The 17,917-nt window shown below is 65.2% G+C and carries 15 protein-coding genes; 14 read left to right on the top strand and 1 reads right to left on the bottom strand.

What is annotated here, in order from left to right:
* Window position 1 precedes the first annotated feature (1 nt).
* Genes rpoS through rlmD form a run of 3 tightly spaced genes read left to right on the top strand, consistent with a single transcriptional unit; the run spans window position 2 to window position 3,357 of the window.
* Complete coding sequence (gene rpoS / locus CI15_RS16165) at window positions 2–1,093, top strand: RNA polymerase sigma factor RpoS (RefSeq protein WP_062129324.1); 1,092 nt, start codon at window positions 2–4, stop codon at window positions 1,091–1,093.
* A 4-nt stretch (window positions 1,094–1,097) separates the two neighbouring features.
* A complete protein-coding gene (locus CI15_RS16160) occupies window positions 1,098–1,874 on the top strand; it encodes a 3'-5' exonuclease (protein WP_062129378.1) in 777 nt (258 codons plus the stop codon).
* A gap of 52 nt (window positions 1,875–1,926) precedes the next feature.
* Window positions 1,927–3,357, top strand: a complete 1,431-nt coding sequence (rlmD, locus tag CI15_RS16155) for a 23S rRNA (uracil(1939)-C(5))-methyltransferase RlmD (RefSeq protein ID WP_062129323.1) — start codon at window positions 1,927–1,929, stop codon at window positions 3,355–3,357.
* 93 nt (window positions 3,358–3,450) lie between these two features.
* Here rlmD and CI15_RS16150 read toward each other — a convergent pair whose 3' ends face one another.
* Window positions 3,451–4,311, bottom strand: a complete 861-nt coding sequence (locus CI15_RS16150; RefSeq protein WP_062129322.1) for an outer membrane protein assembly factor BamD — start codon at window positions 4,309–4,311, stop codon at window positions 3,451–3,453.
* Between the two features lie 38 nt (window positions 4,312–4,349).
* On the opposite strand from CI15_RS16150, the gene CI15_RS16145 reads away from it, so the two are divergent.
* The 11 genes from CI15_RS16145 (at window position 4,350) to CI15_RS16095 (ending at window position 17,889) form a co-directional block, all read left to right on the top strand.
* Entirely contained in the window at window positions 4,350–5,618 is a 1,269-nt protein-coding gene (locus CI15_RS16145) for an RluA family pseudouridine synthase (RefSeq protein ID WP_062129321.1), read from the top strand.
* Entirely contained in the window at window positions 5,615–6,478 is an 864-nt protein-coding gene (pgeF, locus tag CI15_RS16140; RefSeq protein WP_062129320.1) for a peptidoglycan editing factor PgeF, read from the top strand. Before CI15_RS16145 ends, pgeF begins: the two co-directional genes overlap by 4 nt.
* Window positions 6,479–7,083: 605 nt before the next feature.
* The gene (gene phaC, locus CI15_RS16135) at window positions 7,084–8,907 is read left to right on the top strand and encodes a class I poly(R)-hydroxyalkanoic acid synthase (RefSeq protein ID WP_062129319.1); all 1,824 of its coding nucleotides are present in this window, start codon (window positions 7,084–7,086) and stop codon (window positions 8,905–8,907) included.
* A 198-nt stretch (window positions 8,908–9,105) separates the two neighbouring features.
* The gene (locus tag CI15_RS16130) at window positions 9,106–10,287 is read left to right on the top strand and encodes an acetyl-CoA C-acetyltransferase (RefSeq protein ID WP_062129377.1); all 1,182 of its coding nucleotides are present in this window, start codon (window positions 9,106–9,108) and stop codon (window positions 10,285–10,287) included.
* Window positions 10,288–10,516: 229 nt separating this feature from the next.
* Complete coding sequence (locus tag CI15_RS16125; protein ID WP_062129318.1) at window positions 10,517–11,257, top strand: 3-ketoacyl-ACP reductase; 741 nt, start codon at window positions 10,517–10,519, stop codon at window positions 11,255–11,257.
* Window positions 11,258–11,394: 137 nt separating this feature from the next.
* Entirely contained in the window at window positions 11,395–12,012 is a 618-nt protein-coding gene (gene phaR / locus CI15_RS16120; protein WP_062129317.1) for a polyhydroxyalkanoate synthesis repressor PhaR, read from the top strand.
* Window positions 12,013–12,427: 415 nt separating this feature from the next.
* Window positions 12,428–13,471, top strand: a complete 1,044-nt coding sequence (locus tag CI15_RS16115; protein ID WP_062129316.1) for a tRNA dihydrouridine synthase — start codon at window positions 12,428–12,430, stop codon at window positions 13,469–13,471.
* Window positions 13,472–13,552: 81 nt separating this feature from the next.
* The gene (rimO, locus tag CI15_RS16110) at window positions 13,553–14,947 is read left to right on the top strand and encodes a 30S ribosomal protein S12 methylthiotransferase RimO (protein ID WP_062129315.1); all 1,395 of its coding nucleotides are present in this window, start codon (window positions 13,553–13,555) and stop codon (window positions 14,945–14,947) included.
* 3 nt (window positions 14,948–14,950) lie between these two features.
* Window positions 14,951–15,901, top strand: a complete 951-nt coding sequence (locus tag CI15_RS16105; RefSeq protein ID WP_062129314.1) for a sugar kinase — start codon at window positions 14,951–14,953, stop codon at window positions 15,899–15,901.
* 87 nt (window positions 15,902–15,988) lie between these two features.
* The gene (gene bktB / locus CI15_RS16100) at window positions 15,989–17,173 is read left to right on the top strand and encodes a beta-ketothiolase BktB (protein ID WP_062129313.1); all 1,185 of its coding nucleotides are present in this window, start codon (window positions 15,989–15,991) and stop codon (window positions 17,171–17,173) included.
* Window positions 17,174–17,235: 62 nt separating this feature from the next.
* Window positions 17,236–17,889, top strand: a complete 654-nt coding sequence (locus tag CI15_RS16095) for a hypothetical protein (RefSeq protein ID WP_062129312.1) — start codon at window positions 17,236–17,238, stop codon at window positions 17,887–17,889.
* The last annotated feature ends 28 nt before the right edge of the window (window positions 17,890–17,917 follow it).

The raw sequence follows: 17,917 nt of genomic DNA, 5'->3' as shown, positions 1-17,917 counted from the left end.
CATGCCGAAATCGAAGCGCCGCCCGCCACAAGCCGAGTCTCAGAAGATCAGCGAAGTCACGTCCGCTGCAGCGGTGGACGACAGCGGCGCTTCGGAAGTGGAAGAAGAGATCGTCGAGGAGCGCGATCTCGACGAACGCCAGAGCGGCCTCGACGAGAGCGAGGGCGCCGACGCGCGCGAAGGCGCCAGCGAAGTGGCGCCCGACGCCGACGATTTCCGCGCGCTGCTGCAGGCCGAACTCACGGCCGACACAATTCAGCATTATCTAAATCGCATAAGCGTAAAGCCGCTGCTCACCGTCGAGGAAGAGCAGAAATATTCGCGCCTTGCCAAGGCCGGCGAGTTCGAAGCGCGCCAGGTAATGATCGAGCGCAATCTGCGGCTGGTCGTCAGCATTGCCAAGGGTTATCTGAATCGCGGCGTGCCATTGCTCGATCTGATCGAGGAGGGCAATCTCGGCCTGATGCACGCGATCGAAAAATTCGATCCGACGCGCGGCTTTCGCTTTTCGACTTATGCGACGTGGTGGATCCGCCAGAGCATCGAGCGCGCGATCATGAACCAGGCGCGCACCGTGCGGTTGCCGGTGCACGTGATTCGTGAGCTCAACCAGGTGTTGCGCGCGAAGCGTCATCTGGAAAAGAACTCGATGAATTCCGGCGAGGCCGCCGAGCGGCGCGACGCCAGCATCGACGACATCGCCTACCTGACCGGCAAGACCACCGACGAAGTCACCGACATCCTCGCGCTGAACGAGCACACCGCATCGCTCGATGCGCCGCTCGACCTCGATCCGGCGAGCAGCCTGCTCGATCTGCTGTCCGACGACCAGAGCCAGTCGCCTGACGCCGAGGTGCAGCATCGCGAACTCGAAACGCTGACGCGCGCGTGGCTGGCGCGTTTGTCGGACAAGCACCGCCATGTGATCGAGCGTCGCTTCGGTCTGAATCACATCGAGCCCGCCACGCTCGAGGAGCTGGCCGACGAAATGGGCCTCACGCGCGAGCGTGTGCGCCAGATCCAACAGGAAGCGCTCGTGCGACTCAAGCGCTTCTTCGCCTCAAATGGTGTCCGCAAAGACGCCGTACTCTGACCTGATGACACCGATTCTAGTTTTTGACATCGAGACGATTCCCGATGTCGCCGGCATCCGCCGTCTTGAAGATTTGCCCGCGTCGATGAGCGACGCCGAAGTCGCCGAGCACGCGTTCGCCGCGCGCCGCGAAAAAACCGGCAGCGATTTTCTGCCACATCACCTGCAACGGGTCGCGGCGATTTCCTGTGTGTTCCGTGACAACAACGGCTTTCGCGTGCGCTCGCTCGGCACCCCCGAGGACGGCGAGGCGACGCTCGTGCAGTCGTTCTATCGCGTGATCGAAAAGTACACGCCGCAGCTCGTGTCATGGAACGGCGGCGGTTTCGATCTGCCGGTGCTCAACTATCGCGCGCTCGTCAACGGGATCCCCGCCTACCGGTTCTGGGATCTCGGCGAGGACGACCGCGACTTCAAGTGGAACAACTACATCAGCCGCTACCACGCGCGTCACACTGACCTGATGGACGTGCTCGCGATGTACCAGGCACGCGCGAACGCGCCGCTCGACGCGCTCGCGAAAATGTGCGGCTTTCCGGGCAAGATGGGCATGGACGGCAGCCAGGTGTGGCAGGCGTTCCAGCAAGGGCGCATCGAGGAAATCCGCAATTACTGCGAAACCGACGTGGTCAACACGTACCTGCTGTATTGCCGCTTCCAGTTGATGCGCGGCGGGTTTTCGCCGTCGGAGTATGCTGACGAGATCAACCTCGTGAAGAACGCGCTCGCGCTGGAAACGGCGCCGCAGTGGGCCGAATATCTGGCCGCATTCGAGCAGTAATCGCTTCGTCTACAATCTCGCCTTTCCCCACAGTTTGTCAGGAAGTCCGCAGGTGTCCCGAACTGCCCCCCAACGTCGCTCGCCGCGGCGCTCATCGAAGCATGCCAGGGCGCACGCCCCGGCGCCGGCCCCCGTCATTACCGGCAACGAGCCGGTCATCGAAATCGTTTCGCTCGACATGGAAGCGCGCGGCGTCGGCCGCACCGCGAGCGAAGACGGCACGCCCGGCAAGGTCGTGTTCGTCGAAGGCGCGCTGCCGGGTGAACTCGTCAGCTACTCGACGCATCGCAGCAAGCCGAAATACGAGCAGGCCGAGGTCGTCCAGGTGTTCCGCGAAAGCGTGATCCGCACGACGCCGAAATGCACTTACTTCGATATCTGCGGCGGCTGCTCGATGCAGCACCTCGACATGCGCGCACAGGTGGCGGTCAAGCAGCGCGTGCTCGAGGACAACTTGCAGCATCTGGCGAAGCTGCGCCCCGAAACGGTGTTCCGGCCGATTCACGGGCCGTCGTGGGGCTATCGCTATCGCGCCCGGCTTGCGGTGCGCTTTCTGCCTGAGCGCGGCGGCATGCGCATCGGCTTTCATGAGAAGAAGAGCAGCTATATCGCCGACATGAAGACCTGCGAGGTGTTGCCGCCGCATGTGTCGGCGATGCTGATGCCGCTGCGCTTCATGGTCCGCAAGCTGTCGATCTACGACCGCATGCCGCAGCTCGAGCTCGCGGTCGGCTCGTCGGTCACGGCGCTCGTCGTGCGCAACCTCGAACCGCTGACAGCCGGGGACGAGCAGGTGCTGCGCGAGTTCGCCGACGAGCACAAGGTGCAGTTCTGGATCCAGCCGGGCGGTCCCGACACGGTCACGCCGTTTTATCCTCTCGACGTAGAGCTCGACTACACGCTGCCCGAATACGGCATCCGCATGCCGTTCAAGCCGACTGATTTCACGCAGGTCAATCACGCGATCAACCGCGTGCTGGTGAGCCGCGCATTGCGCCTGCTTGCGCCGGCGCGCACCGACCGCGTGCTCGACCTGTTCTGCGGGATCGGCAACTTCACGCTGCCGCTCGCGCGGGTCTCGCGGGAAGTCGTTGGCATCGAGGGCAGCGAAGTGCTGACCCAGCGAGCGCTCGCGAACGCGGAACTGAACGGCGTCGCGGGGCATACCTCGTTCGCGTGCCGCAACCTGTTCGAAGTCACCGCCGACGACCTGCGCGCGCTCGGCCACTTCGACAAGTTCCTCGTGGACCCGCCGCGCGAAGGCGCGCTCGCGATCGCCAAGGCGCTCGCGGAGATCGCGCAGAGCGGCAACGGGCCGCTGCCCAAACGTATCGTCTATGTGTCGTGCGCGCCGGCCACGCTTGCCCGCGATGCCGGCCTGCTCGTGCACGAGGCCGGCTATCGGCTGGTGGGCGCGGGCGTCGTCAACATGTTCCCGCATACGTCGCACGTGGAATCGATTGCGCTGTTCGAGCGCGACTGAGTCTCGCGGCGCGCATAAACAAAAACGCCACGACCGAGGTCGTGGCGTTTTTGTTTTCAGACGACGCTCAGCGTGCCGTCGGCGCGTGGGGCGTCAGAACTGCCACCACGACTTCTGCGTGCCGGGCCGTGCGCGGCCGGTGACGTACGGGCTGTCGGGGAAGGTGCCGGCCAGCACGCGACGTGCGTCGTCGGCGAGTTGCTGGTTGCCCAGCCTTTCGTACGACAGGATCATGATGTGCAGCGCGTCTTCGATGGCCGGCGCGTTCTTGTACTCGCGCAAGGCGAGCTGCGCGCGGTTGATCGCGGCGACATAGGCGCCGCGGCGATAGTAGTAGTCCGCGGTGTGGACTTCGTGCGACGCGAGCGCGTTGACGATGTAGCGCATGCGCTGCGCGGCGTCCGGTGCGTACTTGCTGTTCGGGAAGCGGTCCACCACGACCTTGAACGCGTCATACGACTCGCGCAGCGACTTCGGATCGCGCTCGCTCATGTCCTGGCCCGAGAAGCGGCCGAACAGACCGAGGTCGTCGTTGAAGTGGATCATGCCCTTCAGGTAGTACGCGTAGGCGATGTCCGGGTGATCCGGGTGCAGCTGGATGAAGCGGTCGATGGCCTGGTCGGCGGCGGCGTCTTCGTTGTCTTTCCAGTTGCAGTACGCGACGTTGATCTGCGCCTGCTGGGCGAAGTGGCCGAACGGGTCGCGGCCCTCGAGCTGCTCGAAATACTTCGCGCACTTGCCCCAGTCACCACCGGTCAGGGCGTCGTTCGCCTCCGTATATAATTTGTTGTTGGCCCACGTGGCCGTTTCGTCGGTCTTCTCCGGCAGGCCGTGGCAAGCCGCAACAGCGACGACGGCCGCGGCGCACGCAACGTATCCGGCCACTTTCCGGGCCGCCTTCTTGATGGCCGCCAAATTGATCGCCGCTTCAGTGATGGTGTTCAAGGCTCGCATTTTCCAGTCTAGCTTTACGTCCAGGTGACCCAGACTCAATGACCCGCTCAAATAATCCAGGCACCGCAGGCGCCGGGAATAGCAACGAAGATTATAGCGTAAGCGCCGATCCCGCCGACGCGTCGGGCGTCGATTCCCTCGACGACGATTTCGCCGGCGACGCGCTCGCCGCAGGCAGTCCGCAAGGCTCTGCGGCCCAGACGGCGCCCGTGCCCGTGCGCCCGGCCGACGAAACGCCGCGCAGCGTCGTCGTACCCGACGAACTTGCCGGCGAGCGGCTCGACAAGGTGCTCGCGAAGGTATTCCCGGAGTTCTCGCGCAGCCGTCTGCAAAGCTGGATCGAGGCGCAGCGGGTGCGGGTCGACGGCAAGCCCGCGAAGATCCGCCAGCCGGTGCCGCTTGGCGCCACGATCGAGCTCGTGCCGGATCTGCTGCCCGAGCAGCTCGCCTTCACGCCCGAGCCGGTACCGCTCGACATCGTCTACGAGGACGACACGCTCGTCGTCATCAACAAGCCGGCCGGCATGGTCGTGCATCCGGCCGCCGGCAACTGGAGCGGCACCGTGCTGAACGGTCTGCTGCACCGCTACGGCGAGGCGGCGGCCGGTCTGCCGCGCGCGGGCATCGTGCATCGGCTCGACAAGGAGACCTCGGGGCTGATGGTGGTCGCGCGCACGCTCGAGGCGCAGACCGACCTCGTGCGGCAGTTGCAGGCGCGCACGGTGAAGCGCCGCTATCTCGCGCTCGTGTGGGGCAACATGCCCGACGAAGGCACGATCGACGCGCCGGTCGGCCGCGATCCGCGCGAGCGCACGCGCATGGCCGTGGTGACGGGCGCGGCCGGCAAGCCGGCGCGCACGCATTTCCGGCGCGTCGCCTCGGCGATCTGGCAGCGGCAGCCGGTTACCGCGATTCACTGCGATCTGGAGACGGGGCGCACGCATCAGATTCGCGTGCATTGCGCGCATATCGGCCATCCGCTGCTCGGCGATCCCGTGTATGGACGCGCGCGCGGCAAGCGCTCGGTCACGCCGCTGCCGGACGGCTTCGCGCGCCAGGCGCTGCATGCGTGGCGGCTCGGGCTGATCCATCCGAAGACCGGCCGCTCGATGCAATGGCGCGCCGACGTGCCGGCCGATATCGAGGCGTTGTCGGCGGCGCTCGGTCTGGGGCGCGACGACACGGGCGAGTTCGACGACGGGTACGGCGAGGATGAGGACTACGATGCATCGTTCGACGACGCCGCCTACGATGAAGGCAGCGACCACGACGACCACGACGACCACGACGAGGACGATCAGGCATGAGCACGAATCTGCCGGAGCTGGGTTTTGCCGATGTCGTGCAACCCGCATGGAACGTGTCGCCGCGCGTGCGCGCGCTCGTGACCACGCGCGATGGCGGCGTCAGCGACGCGCCGTTCGGCCGTTGGCGCGACGGCGCTGACCAGCCCGGCGGTCTGAATCTGGGCATGAAAACCGGCGACGACCCCGCCGCGGTCGCGAGCAATCGCGCACGGCTCCTCGCGCTCGCCGGGGTTCGAGAGGCCGCATGGCTCGAACAGATCCATGGCGCTGGCATCGTGCGCGCCGAGGACGCGCTCGCGCACGCGCGCGAGCACGGCACGCCGGCGCGCGCCGACGCGAGCGTCACCGATCGCGCGGGCATCGCCTGCGTCGTGATGGTCGCCGATTGCATGCCGGTGCTGTTGTGCGACGAAGCGGGGCGGGCGGTCGGCGCCGCGCACGCCGGCTGGCGCGGACTCGCGGCGGGCATCGTCGAGCAGACCGCCGCGCGCGTCGCGGCCCTGGCGGGCGTGCAGGCGAGCGAACTGCATGCGTACCTCGGACCGTCGATCGGCCCCAGCACCTTCGAGGTCGGACCAGACGTGCGTGACGCGTTCATGACGACTGTCGACGACGCACAACGCGATGCGACCGCCCGTGCGTTCGTCGCGCATCCCGGCAATGCCGCCAAATATCTCGCCGATCTGCCCGCGCTCGCCCGCTTGCGCCTGCAGCGGCTCGGCCTCGCGCATATCAGCGGCGGGGATTTGTGCACGGTCACGCTGCGCGAGCGTTTTTATTCATATCGCCGTGATCGCGAAACCGGTCGCATGGCCGCGTTGATCTGGATCGATCAACAGGCGCAAACCATGGCCGATTAATTCGGCATCGCGCGCGATCGCATCTCGTCAGACGTTTAAAAATCGAACGGTGGTTTTATTTTGAGCGTATAAGCGCCGTTTCGCGATTTTTGGAGCGCAAGCCGGGTAGGGCGTCGGACGCTTGTCCGCTGGCCTTCCCGGCAATTTTTTTGTTGCGCTGCCGGAAGCCCCGTTCATAGCCTGAATCGGCCGCCGGCACTGTGGGCGGCCCAACCAATAAATATGCTTAAATCCCATGCATGATGGGAGTTTTTGATTTGCTTGCAGTACGAATCATTTGACTCGTAAAAGCACGAATTGCGATACAGGGAAAACGATAATTAAAAAACTATCGCACTGCGGCAAAATCGGGAACAAGCATTGACATGCCTTGTGATGGGGAGCAAGAATGTTCCTCCCAAGCTCCTCTCGTACATGGGACAGGGCGTGACGAAGTCGCAAGCAACCGCTACGTGCGCACGATCCTGCCTCTCAACCCGTCCGCAAGGACTTACCGGTCAAAAGCAGGCATGGCAGCATCTCATTCCTCAGCTTCCCCCAGCACGGACTCCTCGAAGGAGCAAACGCAGCAGGCCGGTACCAGCGGCGCAACGTCGGCCGCAGGCATGCAGCAATTTCTCGACGCCTGGATGAACGCATGGCGTTCGTTCGGTGTGCCGCCCGACGGCGCAGCGTTCCAGGTGCCCTCAATACCGCAGATGCCGGACCTCGCGCAGATGGCGGCGGGCTTCCCGCAAATGCCGTCGTTCCCCGGCATGCCCGACTTCAGCAAGCTGGCCGCTGGCGCGCTACCGTCGCTGCCGTCGTTGTCCGGGCTGAACATTCCCACCGCCGCGATTCCGCCCGAGCGTTTGCAGAAGCTGCAGACCGACTATTCGCGCGAGGCGATGGATCTGATCCAGCAGGCCACCACGTCGGCCATCAAGGCGCCCGAGCTCAAGGACCGGCGCTTTAGCGCGGACGCCTGGAGCGCGGCGCCGGCCTATGCGTTCACGGCCGCATGGTATCTGCTGAACGCGCGGTATCTGCAGCAGATGGTCGACGCGCTCGACACCGCGCCGAAAACTCGCGAGCGCATTCGCTTCGCGATTCAGCAGTGGACCGCGGCGGCCTCCCCGAGCAACTTCTTCGCACTGAATCCCGAAGCCCAGAAAACGCTGCTCGACAGCAAGGGCGAGAGCCTGCGCCAGGGCGTGATGAACCTGCTCGGCGACATGCAGCGCGGCAAGATTTCCCAGACCGACGAATCGCGTTTCGCGGTCGGCGAGAACCTCGCGAACACCGAAGGCTCGGTCGTGTTCGAGAACGATCTGCTGCAGCTGATCCAGTACAAGCCGCGCACGCCGACCGTGCGCGAGCGGCCGCTTCTGATCGTGCCGCCGTGCATCAACAAGTACTACATTCTCGACCTGCAGCCGGAAAACTCGCTCGTCGCGCACGGGCTCGACTCGGGCCATCAAGTGTTCCTGATTTCCTGGCGCAACGCGGATCAGTCGATCGCGCACAAGACGTGGGACGACTACATCGGCGACGGCGTGCTCGCCGCGATCGACACCGTGCGCAAGATCAGCGGCCGCGAGCAGATCAATACGCTCGGCTTCTGTATCGGCGGCACGATCCTCGCCACCGCGCTCGCAGTGGCCGCGGCGCGCGGCGAACATCCGGCCGCTTCGATGACGCTGCTCACCGCGATGCTCGACTTCTGCGACACCGGCGTGCTCGACGTGTTCGTCGACGAGGCGCATGTGCAGATGCGCGAGCAGACCATCGGCGGCAAGAACGGTACGCCGCCGGGGCTGATGCGCGGTATCGAGTTCGCGAACACGTTCTCGTTCCTGCGCCCGAACGATCTCGTGTGGAACTACGTCGTCGACAACTACCTGAAGGGCCGCACGCCGGTGCCGTTCGACCTGCTGTACTGGAACAGCGATTCGACCAGCGTGCCGGGTCCGATGTACGTCTGGTATCTGCGCAATACGTATCTGGAGAACAAGCTGCGCGAGCCGGGTGCGCTGACCACCTGCGGCGAGCCGGTCGATCTGTCGAAGATCGACGTGCCGACTTTCATTTATGGTTCGCGCGAAGACCATATCGTGCCGTGGCAAACCGCGTATGCGTCGGTGCCGCTGCTCAGCGGGCCGCTGAAGTTCGTGCTCGGCGCATCGGGTCATATCGCCGGTGTGATCAATCCGCCCGCGAAGAAAAAGCGCAGCTTCTGGAAGCTCGAGACCGACGCGAAGACGCTGCCCGAAAGCGCGGACGAATGGTTCGGCGCGTCGACCGAAGTGCCGGGCAGCTGGTGGCCCGAATGGACCGAGTGGCTCGATCAGTACGGTGGCAAGAAAGTGAAGCCGCGCGCCACGCTGGGCTCCGACGAATTCCCGGTCATCGAGCCGGCGCCGGGCCGCTACGTGCGGCAGCGCGAATAGGTTTAACGTACAGGCTGGTCGCGCGCGTTCGACGTTGCTGTCGAGGTTGGCTGGCGTGCGCGGTCGGCAAGAGCATTGATGTTTGGCTGGTGAATGAGCGTCTGGTTGATGAAGGCGTGTGGGCAACGCAAGTTGCAACGCAATTTTTAACGTAACGGGCTGCGGCGCAGTTGGCCGGGATGCCCGGAGGATATGGAAATGACTGATGTTGTGATCGTATCGGCCGCTCGTACTGCAGTGGGCAAGTTTGGTGGGTCGCTGGCCAAGATTGCCGCGCCTGAACTCGGTGCGGTGGCGGTGCGCGCCGTGCTCGAACGGGCAGGCGTGAAGCCGGAGCAGGTGAGCGAGGTGATTCTGGGTCAGGTGCTGACGGCGGGCTCCGGTCAGAACCCCGCGCGTCAGGCGCTGATCAAGGCGGGCTTGCCGTCGGCCGTGCCGGGCATGACGATCAACAAGGTCTGCGGTTCCGGTCTGAAGGCCGTGATGCTCGCGGCCAACGCGATCATCGCTGGTGACGCGGACATCGTCGTGGCAGGCGGGCAGGAAAACATGAGCGCCGCGCCGCACGTGCTGCCGGGTTCGCGCGACGGTTTCCGCATGGGCGACGCGAAGCTGATCGACTCGATGATCGTCGACGGCCTGTGGGACGTCTACAACCAGTACCACATGGGCGTGACGGCTGAGAACGTCGCGAAGGAATACGGCATCACGCGCGAGCAGCAGGACGCGTTCGCGGCGCTGTCGCAGAACAAGGCGGAAGCCGCGCAGAAGGCAGGGCGTTTCAACGACGAAATCGTGCCGGTCGAGATCCCGCAGCGCAAGGGCGAACCGCTGCGCTTCGCCACCGACGAATTCGTGCGCCACGGTGTGACGGCCGAAGCGCTGGCGGGCCTGAAGCCGGCGTTCTCGAAGGAAGGCACGGTCACGGCGGCGAACGCATCGGGTCTGAACGACGGCGCGGCCGCGGTGCTCGTGATGTCGCTGAAGAAGGCGGAAGCGCTCGGCCTCACGCCGCTCGCACGCATCAAGGCGTACGCGAACGCCGGCGTCGATCCGAAGGTGATGGGCATGGGCCCGGTGCCGGCTTCGCGCCGCTGTCTCGAGCGCGCGGGTTGGACGCCGGCCGACCTCGACCTGATGGAAATCAACGAAGCGTTTGCCGCGCAGGCGCTCGCCGTGCACAAGCAGATGGGCTGGGATACGTCGAAGATCAACGTCAACGGCGGCGCGATTGCGATCGGCCACCCGATCGGCGCGTCCGGCTGCCGGATTCTCGTCACGCTGCTGCACGAAATGCAGAAGCGCGATGCGAAGAAGGGTCTGGCGTCGCTGTGTATCGGCGGCGGCATGGGTGTCGCGCTCGCGCTCGAGCGCATTTAAAGTACGCTGGGTACGCTGCGCGCATTCGCGACCGATTGCGCGCAGTCTTGTGCCGGTAGGAGGCATCTGGCCGCGCCGCACGCCAATCGGCGCTGCGGCGCGCTGTTACAGGTGACTCACGCCGGCCGTGCGCGTTGCCTGTCGGTCACCCGGCGGCAACGGGAACCAGCATCAGGCGAGGCAAGGGGCGGCCAGCAGGCGCCTCGACAACGATAACGGAGTGTGGTTTATGACACAGCGAATTGCGTACGTAACGGGCGGCATGGGCGGCATCGGCACCAGCATCTGCCAGCGTCTGCACAAAGAGGGCTTCAAGGTGGTCGCGGGCTGCGGCCCGAATTCGCCGCGCCGTGTGAAGTGGCTGGAAGAACAGAAGGCGCTCGGCTACGATTTCGTCGCCTCCGAGGGCAACGTCGGCGACTGGGAATCGACCAAGGCCGCGTTCGACAAGGTCAAGGCCGAAGTCGGTGAGATCGACGTGCTGGTCAACAATGCCGGCATCACGCGCGATGTCGTATTCCGCAAGATGACGCACGAAGACTGGACGGCGGTGATCGACACCAACCTGACCAGCCTGTTCAACGTCACCAAGCAGGTGATCGACGGCATGGTCGAGCGTGGCTTTGGCCGCGTGATCAACATTTCGTCGGTGAATGGCCAGAAGGGCCAGTTCGGCCAGACCAACTACTCGACCGCGAAGGCCGGCATTCACGGCTTTTCGATGTCGCTCGCGCAGGAAGTGGCGACCAAGGGCGTGACGGTCAACACTGTCTCGCCGGGCTATATCGGCACCGACATGGTCAAGGCGATCCGCCCGGACGTGCTGGAAAAAATCGTCGCGACGATTCCGGTGCGCCGCCTTGGTCAGCCGGACGAAATCGGCTCGATCGTCGCGTGGCTCGCATCGGAAGAATCGGGTTTCGCGACCGGCGCCGATTTTTCGCTGAACGGCGGCTTGCATATGGGCTGAGCCACCGGCGCGCCGACCCGGAAGGCGGTGCGCTTCGGCTCAGATGGTTTCACCGGCGTCCCGGTTGCGCAATGGGTCCGATTGCACAGCCCGGACGCCGTTTCCGCGTTTGCTAAACTCGAGCTTAAAGGCGTTACATGACTACTACTACAAAGAAAACGGCCGAACGACTGATCAAGAAATATCCGAATCGTCGGCTCTACGACACCGAGACGAGCACCTACATCACGCTCACCGATGTAAAGCAACTCGTGCTCGATCAGGAAGACTTCAAGGTGATCGATGCCAAGAGCAACGAGGACCTGACGCGTTCGATCCTGCTGCAGATCATTCTCGAGGAGGAGAGCGGCGGCCTGCCGATGTTCTCGTCGTCGATGCTCTCGCAGATCATCCGGTTCTACGGTCATGCGATGCAAGGCATGATGGGCACGTATCTGGAAAAGAATATCCAGGCCTTCATCGACATTCAGGCGAAGCTCGCCGACCAGTCGAAGAATCTCTATGAAGGCAAGGCGATGAATCCCGAAGTCTGGTCGCAGTTCATGAACATGCAGGCGCCGATGATGCAGGGCATGATGACCAGCTATATCGAGCAATCGAAGAACATGTTCGTGCAGATGCAGGAGCAGATGCAGAACCAGGCGAAGACGATGTTCGCCACGTTCCCGTTTACACCGGGCGCCCCGGTCAATGCGAGCAACGCGAGCAATGCGCCGGCGACGCCCCAGGACAATCCCGAGGCGGAGAAGAAGTGAGGGCGTGAGCGGCGGCGAGGTCTGCTCGGGTCGACGCGGGCTTTCGGGGCAGCCAGCGGACGCGACGCCGACCTTCACGACCACTGCGCATGCCACGACCTGGGCACGGGCGGCGCCAGCAGCGCGTCGCCGACGTAGCGTTTGCATCCGCTTGCATCCGTTCGCATCCGTTTGCATCCGTTTGCATCCGTTTGCATCCCAGCCTCGTTGTCGATGTACCGGCGCGGCTCGCCGAGGTGTGTAGCCGTCGACGCGCTACAATGGCGGCCGCGCTTGCGCCGCCACCGCACCGCCACCGTTTCCCTTCCGCTGGACTCCCCCTATGTTTCAGATCGTCCCCCTGACCGTGTCCATGCCTTTGGTTTCGAAGGCCGCACGAATCCATCTGCGCTGACCCGTTGTTTCCCACACCCTTATGAGCCGGTTGTTTCTCGCCCCGATGGAAGGGCTCGCGGACTATGTGCTGCGCGACGTGCTGACGAGCGCGGGCGCTTTCGACGGCTGCGTGTCCGAGTTCATCCGCATCACAGGCTCGCTGCTGCCGACGCGCGTCTATGAGCGCGAGGCACCAGAAATCCTGCACGCGAGCGTGACCGCCAGCGGCACGCCGATGGTGATCCAGTTGCTCGGCAGCGATCCCGAATGGATGGCGCGCAATGCCGCCTATGCGGCCACGCTGTCGCCCTATGGGATCGACCTGAACTTCGGCTGTCCCGCCAAAGTCGTCAATCAGCATGGCGGCGGCGCGATGCTGCTCGCGAACCCGCCGCTGCTGAACCGGATCGTGTCGGCCGTGCGCGCTGCGGTGCCGGCCAATATTGCGGTCACGGCAAAAATGCGCCTCGGCGTGTCCGACACGTCGCGCGCGATCGAATGCGCGCAGGCGCTCGCGGACGGCGGAGCGGCCTCGCTCGTCGTGCATGCGCGCACGCGGGACGACCGCTATCGGCCGCCTGCCCACTGGGAGTGGATCGCGCGCATCGACGACGCCGTCGGGGTGCCGGTCATCGCGAATGGCGAGGTCTGGACCGTGGCGGACTGGGAGCGTTGCCGCGCGGTCAGCGGCTGCGCGGACGTGATGATCGGGCGCGGCGCCGTGTCGGATCCGTTCCTCGCGCAGCGCATCCGCGGGTTGACGGACCCATGTCCGTCGGCCGACGAATGGCAGCAGGTGCTGCGTTCGATCGTCGACTACATGCACAAGCTGCGCTCCCACGGCACGCTGACCCACGAGCATGGCCGCGTCAAGAAGTGGCTCAGCTACCTGCAACGGACCTGGCCGCAAGCGGCCGAATTGCATGCGGCGATCCGTCGTGTGCAGGACTCTGACGAAATTCTTACGGTAATCGGCCAGGCGCTGGCGGCCGCGGGCGCGTCGGCGCCGACCCGTCAGCACGCTTCCGGCGATGGCAATGACGCGCTGAAGCAGCCCGAACCGGCCGAACCAATCGCCGTTTGAAGACTAGAATTCAAAGACTTACGAGCGGTGGCGGTGGCGAACCGCTACAATTCAGGGTTTAACGTCTTCAAGCGGTTCCCCATGTCTTCCACCCCCTCGAACGCTCCGGCCGTGCCGGGCGTCACGCCGAAAGTCGGCTTCGTTTCCCTTGGCTGCCCCAAGGCCCTCGTCGATTCCGAGCAGATCATCACCCAGCTGCGCGCCGAAGGCTACGAGATCTCCGGCACCTATGACGGCGCGGACCTCGTCGTCGTCAACACCTGCGGTTTCATCGACGAAGCCGTCCAGGAAAGCCTCGACGCGATCGGCGAAGCGCTCAGCGAAAACGGCAAGGTGATCGTCACCGGCTGCCTCGGCGCGAAGAAGAGCGCGAGCGGCACGGGGCTGATCGAGGAAGTGCATCCGAAGGTGCTCGCCGTGACCGGCCCGCACGCGGTCGGCGAGGTGATGCAGGCAGTGCACAATCATCTGCCGAAGCCGCACGATCCGTTCGTCGATCTGGTGCCCGCCGCGGGCGTGAAACTCACGCCGCGCCACTACGCGTACCTGAAGATTTCCGAGGGCTGCAATCACCGCTGCACGTTCTGCATCATCCCGTCGATGCGCGGCGATCTCGTGTCGCGCCCGGTCGCCGAAGTGATGCTCGAAGCGGAGAACCTGTTCAAGTCCGGCGTGAAGGAACTGCTGGTGATTTCGCAGGACACCAGCGCGTACGGCGTCGACGTCAAATACCGCACCGGCTTCTGGAACGGCAAGCCGATCAAGACCCGGATGACGGATCTGGTCGCCGCGCTCGGCGAACTCGCCGCGCAATACGGCGCGTGGGTGCGTCTGCATTACGTGTATCCGTATCCGAGCGTCGACGAAGTGATTCCGATGATGGCCGAAGGTCCGTACAAGGGCCACGTGCTGCCGTATCTCGACGTGCCGTTCCAGCACGCGCATCCGGAAGTGTTGAAGCGCATGAAGCGTCCGGCCAACGCCGAGAAGGTGATGGAGCGCGTGAAGGCGTGGCGCGAGATCTGTCCGGATCTGACGATCCGCAGCACGTTCATCGCCGGCTTCCCGGGCGAGACCGAAGAGCAGTTCGAAACACTGCTCGATTTCATCCGCGAGGCGGAGCTCGATCGCGTCGGTTGCTTTGCGTATTCGCCGGTCGAAGGCGCGAGCGCGAACGAGCTCGACGGCGCGCTGCCCGACGAAGTGCGCGAGGAACGTCGCGCGCGCTTCATGGAAGTGGCCGAGCAGGTGTCGGCGAAACGCATCGCGAAGAAGGTCGGCAAGACGCTGAAGGTGCTGGTCGACGAAATCAATGCGGACGGCGGCATCGGCCGCACCGCGGCGGATGCGCCGGAGATCGATGGCGTCGTCTATATTGCGCCGTCCACCAAGGCGTCGAAGCGCTACAAGGTCGGCGACTTCGTGTCCGTGAAGATTACCGGCGCGGACGGCCACGATCTGTGGGGCGAGGTCTAAGCCATGACGCTGAACGCGGCCGCACGGCCTGAGGCGCAAACGCCCGAGATCCTCGCACTCGGCGAGGCGATGATCGAATTCAACCAGTCGGCGAAAGATCAGCCGAACTATCTGCAAGGCTTCGGCGGCGACACGTCGAACTTCTGCATCGCGGCCGCGCGCCAGGGTGCGAAGACCGGCTTCGTGTCCGCGGTCGGTGCCGATCATTTCGGACGCCTGCTCGTCGATCTGTGGGAACGCGAGCAGGTCGACACGTCATTTGTGCGCGTCGATCCGCAAGCGCCGACCGGCGTCTATTTCGTCTCTCACGGCCCCAACGGCCACGCGTTCGACTATCTGCGCGCGGGCTCGGCGGCGAGCCGCTATGCGCCGGCCGATCTGCCGCGCGACGCGCTCGCGGCGGCGAAGGTCATCCATCTGTCCGGCATCAGTCTCGCGATCAGCGTGAGCGCCTGCGACGCCGCGCTCGAAGCGATCGCGCATGCGCGCGCCAACGGCGTGCGCGTGAGCTTCGACACCAATCTGCGTCTGAAGCTGTGGCCGCTCGCGCGGGCGCGCGCGGTGATGCTCGAGGCGATCCGCCAGACCGATATCTGCCTGCCGAGCTGGGATGACGTCACCGAACTGACGGGGCTGACGGGCCGCGACGAGATCGTCGATTATCTGCTGTCGCATGGGCCGAGCGTCGTCGCGCTGAAGCTCGGCAAGGACGGCTCGTATATCGCGACGCCGCATGAGCGCCGCGTCGTGCCGGGCCACGTCGTCGATGCGGTCGATGCGACCGGCGCCGGCGACTGCTTCGGCGGCGCCTTCATCGCGCGCATCGTCGCGGGCGACGATCCGTTTGCCGCCGCGCGTTACGCGAACGTCGCCGCCGCGCTGTCGACGCAAGGCTATGGCGCGGTCGCCCCGATTCCGTCGCGCGAGACAGTCGAGCGGGTGCTGGCGGGATAGTTATTATTCAAGCCGCGCGCGGCGCAGCATGGCCCGCGTCGGCATCATCATCCAGCCAGACTGGAGAGACAACAGGAGGAGTAAGCGATGCAACGGGACGTCGTAGTGGTAAGCGGTGTGCGTACGGCAATCGGCACGTTCGGCGGTAGCCTGAAGGATTTCGCGCCGACCGATCTCGGCGCGCGCGTCGTGCGCGAGGTGCTCGAACGCGCGAGCGTCTCGGGCGACGAAGTCGGGCACGTCGTGTTCGGCAACGTCGTGCACACTGAGCCGAAGGACATGTATCTCGCGCGCGTCGCCGCGATCAACGGCGGGGTCGCCCAGCACGCGCCCGCGCTGACCGTGAACCGTTTGTGCGGCTCGGGCTTGCAGGCAATCGTGTCGGCCGCGCAAAGCGTGCTGCTCGGCGACGCCGATATCGCGATCGGCGGCGGTGCGGAAAACATGAGCCGCGCGCCTTATTCGATGCCGGCCGCGCGTTTCGGTCAGCGCATGGGCGATGCGCGTCTCGTCGACATGATGGTCGGCGCGCTCAACGATCCGTTCCAGTCGATTCACATGGGCGTGACCGCCGAGAACGTCGCGCGCAAGTACGAAATCTCGCGCGACGCGCAGGACGCGCTCGCACTTGAGTCGCATCGCCGCGCGGCCCACGCGATCACGAGTGGCTACTTCAAGGAACAGATTCTGCCGATCACGCTTGCCTCGAAGAAAGGCGACGTCGTGTTCGACACCGACGAGCACGCGCGCATGAACGCTACGGCGGAAGACTTCGCGAAGCTGAAGCCCGTGTTCGTGAAGGACAACGGCACGGTGACGGCGGGCAACGCGTCCGGCATCAACGATGCGGCCGCGGCCGTCGTGCTGATGGAGCGCGGCGTTGCCGAGCGACGCGGCGTGAAGCCGTTGGCGCGGCTCGTGTCGTACGCGCATGCCGGCGTCGATCCGGCGTACATGGGTATCGGACCGGTGCCGGCGAGCCGCAAGGCGCTCGAGCGCGCGGGTCTGACGGTCGCCGATCTCGACGTGATCGAAGCCAACGAGGCATTTGCCGCGCAGGCCTGCGCGGTCAGCAAGGAGCTCGGCTTCGATCCGGCCAAGGTCAATCCGAATGGCTCGGGCATTTCGCTGGGCCATCCGATCGGCGCGACCGGCGCGCTGATCACGGTGAAGGCGCTGTATGAACTGCAACGCATCGGCGGGCGTTATGCGCTGGTTACGATGTGCATCGGCGGCGGCCAGGGCATCGCGGCGGTTTTCGAGCGCCTCTGACAGCGCACGGCAGGGCGGCGCGGTTCGGGTCGCAAGCAGGAACCAGTAACAGGGATGGACAGATGCAGGAAGCGAAAGTGACGAAGGGTTCGGCAACGCGCGCGTGGCGCCAGCGCGCCGGCGTGGTGGCGAGCGCCGCCGCGCTGCTGTGCGCGGGCACGGCGCTGTGGATGCCGTCGCAGGCGTGGGCGGAAAGCGCCGCGGTCAAGGAGCTGGCGGCGCCGCCGCCGATCCAGTTGCCGCTGAAGCCGAGCCCCGAGTTCGCGAAGTTTCCGCGCTACGTCGGCACGCTCGGCGCGCGGCCGATCGTGCTGCGGCTTGGGGCGAAGACCGACGATCCCTCCGGCGTGCACGGCGAGTATCAGTACAGCGATACCGGCGAGGTGATCCTGATCGCCGGCGATCGCGACGGCGATACGCTCGAAGTCGAGGAATCGAACGACGGCACGCATATCACTGGCAACTGGGTCGGCAAGTTCGCGGCGGATGGCTCGCTCGAAGGCGACCGGATGAACGTCGACGATTCCAACCCGCAGGAGTTCAACCTGAAGCCGCTGGCGGCGGGGCAGGCGGTGCCGGCGGCCGGCTCGGCCGGCGCTGGCGCGGCCAAGGGCGCGGCCCCAGCACCGCAGCCAGCTGCCGCGGCGCCCGCGCCGGCGCCCGCCGCCGGTGGACACCCGGTGGGCGGCGTCAGCAACCTGCAAACCGGCGACTGATGCGTATGAGCACCGCGCATCCGCCATC

This window comes from Paraburkholderia monticola (assembly GCF_001580545.1).
Classification (GTDB): Bacteria; Pseudomonadota; Gammaproteobacteria; order Burkholderiales; family Burkholderiaceae; genus Paraburkholderia; species Paraburkholderia monticola.
The sequence above is the reverse complement of the archived record's forward strand: the minus strand, read 5'-3'. Positions and strand labels throughout refer to the sequence as shown.

What these genes read in the sequence shown, in the direction of transcription:
- rpoS (WP_062129324.1), top strand. Translation starts at nt 2, where the DNA reads ATGCCGAAATCGAAGCGCCGCCCGCCACAAGCCGAGTCTCAGAAGATC.
- CI15_RS16160 (WP_062129378.1), top strand. Translation starts at nt 1,098, where the DNA reads ATGACACCGATTCTAGTTTTTGACATCGAGACGATTCCCGATGTCGCC.
- CI15_RS16150 (WP_062129322.1), bottom strand. Translation starts at nt 4,311, where the DNA reads ATGCGAGCCTTGAACACCATCACTGAAGCGGCGATCAATTTGGCGGCC.
- CI15_RS16145 (WP_062129321.1), top strand. Translation starts at nt 4,350, where the DNA reads ATGACCCGCTCAAATAATCCAGGCACCGCAGGCGCCGGGAATAGCAAC.
- pgeF (WP_062129320.1), top strand. Translation starts at nt 5,615, where the DNA reads ATGAGCACGAATCTGCCGGAGCTGGGTTTTGCCGATGTCGTGCAACCC.
- phaC (WP_062129319.1), top strand. Translation starts at nt 7,084, where the DNA reads ATGCAGCAATTTCTCGACGCCTGGATGAACGCATGGCGTTCGTTCGGT.
- CI15_RS16130 (WP_062129377.1), top strand. Translation starts at nt 9,106, where the DNA reads ATGACTGATGTTGTGATCGTATCGGCCGCTCGTACTGCAGTGGGCAAG.
- CI15_RS16125 (WP_062129318.1), top strand. Translation starts at nt 10,517, where the DNA reads ATGACACAGCGAATTGCGTACGTAACGGGCGGCATGGGCGGCATCGGC.
- phaR (WP_062129317.1), top strand. Translation starts at nt 11,395, where the DNA reads ATGACTACTACTACAAAGAAAACGGCCGAACGACTGATCAAGAAATAT.
- CI15_RS16115 (WP_062129316.1), top strand. Translation starts at nt 12,428, where the DNA reads ATGAGCCGGTTGTTTCTCGCCCCGATGGAAGGGCTCGCGGACTATGTG.
- rimO (WP_062129315.1), top strand. Translation starts at nt 13,553, where the DNA reads ATGTCTTCCACCCCCTCGAACGCTCCGGCCGTGCCGGGCGTCACGCCG.
- CI15_RS16105 (WP_062129314.1), top strand. Translation starts at nt 14,951, where the DNA reads ATGACGCTGAACGCGGCCGCACGGCCTGAGGCGCAAACGCCCGAGATC.
- bktB (WP_062129313.1), top strand. Translation starts at nt 15,989, where the DNA reads ATGCAACGGGACGTCGTAGTGGTAAGCGGTGTGCGTACGGCAATCGGC.
- CI15_RS16095 (WP_062129312.1), top strand. Translation starts at nt 17,236, where the DNA reads ATGCAGGAAGCGAAAGTGACGAAGGGTTCGGCAACGCGCGCGTGGCGC.